This window comes from Endozoicomonas sp. SESOKO3, from assembly GCF_024606255.1.
Genome location: NZ_JAHHPR010000639.1, coordinates 1 through 2,876 on the forward strand (window position 1 = coordinate 1; position 2,876 = coordinate 2,876).

The 2,876-nt window shown below is 44.2% G+C and carries 2 protein-coding genes; both read left to right on the top strand.

Features of this window, described 5'->3' with window-relative positions:
- The coding region (locus tag KDK18_RS11225; protein ID WP_257254990.1) for a hypothetical protein at window positions 1-1,039 on the top strand (1,039 nt) is incomplete at its 5' end.
- Between the two features lie 143 nt (window positions 1,040-1,182).
- Window positions 1,183-2,511, top strand: a complete 1,329-nt coding sequence (locus tag KDK18_RS11230) for a hypothetical protein (RefSeq protein WP_257254991.1) — start codon at window positions 1,183-1,185, stop codon at window positions 2,509-2,511.
- The last annotated feature ends 365 nt before the right edge of the window (window positions 2,512-2,876 follow it).

The following is a 2,876-nucleotide window of genomic DNA, read 5'->3' on the forward strand; positions in this document are numbered from 1 at the left end:
CGTGATCAATTACGGACTCTGGTACGGCATCTGCAAAACAACGGGGCTGGTCGCTACCCTTTCCGGTCGCTATGACCTGTCTGTCACAGATCAAAATGAGTTACAAGAGGTCAAATCATCTTTTTGTAATCAACTCGCTGCCGTTATCACCTCCACCGAGGTTGCTTTAGCCGGTCGCGTATCACCCTGGCCCCTTGAGACACCTTGGTGGCAGCCAATGCGATTTGTAGGAACAGCCTACAGTGCTTATGAAGCATACACTCATCGTGATCCTTATCTTATACCCATAAGGACTACGGCTTACTTTACCCATGAGGTAGTGGCAAGAACAGTAGCTACAGCCACCGCTGTCGGGGGTTTAAGGTATCAGAATGAAAGTACAATCGCACCTTTTGACTATGCCCGCGCTGAATATAACATATTGTCATTTATTGCTGGCATGATGGTCGGAACAATAGTCCATGAAAAAATGATCGCCAGAGGTTTCTCGCCGGGAAAAGCAGCTTTTGGTCACATTGTATCCAGCGTATTGACAGACGGAATATTATTAATAAGTTATCTCTTAAAACAAATTTCAGACGATGATATTAGAGTTGAGACAGCAACGGCAGCAGAAGTCTTAGCCGGAACGGGAACCATAGCTGGGTCATGGGCCACAGCCGTAGTCGGAGCCGTAGATTCTGCGCAATCACCAAATTCATTATTCTCGGGTCAATTCGCAGTACCCATGTTCGTGGCTATGCGTCTGACTCCTGCCAGAACTGAACTATGGTCCGTCGTTGGAATGATCACCGGATCGATAGCCGGATCGGGAGTTATGTACCTTCTGTGGCAACAACACTCAAAACTCGACTCAAACCATTTATTGAATAATGTTGCTCTTACCCTGGCTCCTGCATTGGCGCTCGCCTTGATCAATGGCTTTTCAGACAATGCGGTGTATGGCTACTCACTGGAAGAGAGTTTCACCGAAACAACCCGTAACCAATGGAAGAAATTTCACGCTCCTTTGGATTACTTGTATACCTTGTTTAATTGACAAGACGCCCTGACATCCTTCACAGGCGCAAGGCTTTGAGCTTATTCAACACTTCCGGTAAATGGCGAAAGTTCCGTTGCTGTACTATATCGTCTCTTGGCAGCAGCAAGACTCAAAGAACCCGGACCGAATGAGAGACTCCTATGTGCGCTGGTCATGATTTTACAGTTACAAAAAACAAACTACTCCCGGTTCGGGAAGATTCGGTTCGTCATTTACTGACCAAGAAATTAGTTGCCCGAATTAAAGACACAAGCAATGAAAACATTCCTAAATTAATGCCGCTGTTCTTGTGCTTGTTAATTATCTGTTCGGTGGCTCATTCAGGTATATCGAAAGAAGAACAATTCAACTTATTAAGTCACTACAATAATGCATCGTTAGTTGAAGACAGTCTGAAACTGGTCACCAGTGGTTCCGTGCTAGCCGTTTCCACCGTGATCAATTACGGATTCTGGTACGGCATCTGCAAATCACCTGAGCTGGTCTCTTCCCTTGCAGCTCGCTTTGGTCTGAATGGCCCAGAGAGAAATGAATTACAAGAATTCAAATCTTCTTTCTGTAATCAACTCGCAGCCGTCATCACTTCCACTGAGGCTGCAATAGCAGGACAAGTATCACCTTCGTCCCCTGAGCTGCAATGGTGGCGACCACTTCGATATGTTGGAACCGCATACATTGGTTATCGAGCATATACAAAATGCGACCCTGGTTTTATACCCATAATAACTGCGGCTTATTTTACCCATGAAATGGTGGCAAGAACGGTAGCCGGAGCTATCACCATACAAGCTTTAAGGTATCCTGACAGACCTTCAATCCAACCTGTAAATTATACCTGTCGTGAATATGCCGTATTGAAATCAATCACATGCGTGATGTTCGGGGCAATGCTTTATAACAAGTTTCTCGCCACAGGCTCTTCAACGGATAAGGCAATCTATGCTTATCTTGCGCTTGCTTCATTGATAGAGTTAGTACTGCCCGTGAGCCATTTTTCAGCATCTCATTCAGGCAGTGCCCATGCAGTCGAGCTACAAGCAGGAGCAGAAACCTTAGCGGGGTCAATGGCCACAGCCTCAGCCGGAGCCTTCTTTGTTGGGATCTTTGACTTAGCATTGTCCACAGCCGTAGCAGGTTATATGGTCTTCTCACTCAGTAAAACTGAATTTTTATCCGGAGTTGAAGACGAAGTCCTGTCTGGAGCTTTAGTCGGAGCTGGAGTCGGATTCGGAGTCGGATTCGGAGTCCTGATACTTCTGTTAAAACAAAACTTAGAGCTAGACTCAAACCGTTTATTGAGAAACATCGCTATTACCCTGGCTCCTGCCTTGGCTATCGCTCTGATCAATGGCTTTTCAAACAACATAGTGTATGGCTACTCACTTGAAGACAGTTTTTCCGAAACCGCCCATAACCAGTGGAAGAAGTTTTATGTTCCTTTGGATTACTTGTACACCTTGTTTAATTAACAATGAATGAGATGCAAGCAACGGCTAATTAGATTTTATCTTATAAATCGCCAAATAATGATGGCGAAAATTACATTGCTGCACTATAAAGCCTCATTAAAACAAAAAAGTTCTATGGACTTATGACTTATTCCTGCGTGTGCTGGTCATTTTTTTACAACGACAAACAAGCAGGTTAATAGTTTTTCGGGAAGATCCGATTTGTCGTTTTCTGACAATAAAACAGTTACTCGAGTTAAGGATATGAATAATGAAAACATCCGGTAATCTAATACCGCTATTCTCATACTTGTTATTGATCTGTTCGATCGCTCACTCAAGCGTATCGAGAGAAGAGCAGTTTAATTTATTGAGCCACTACAATA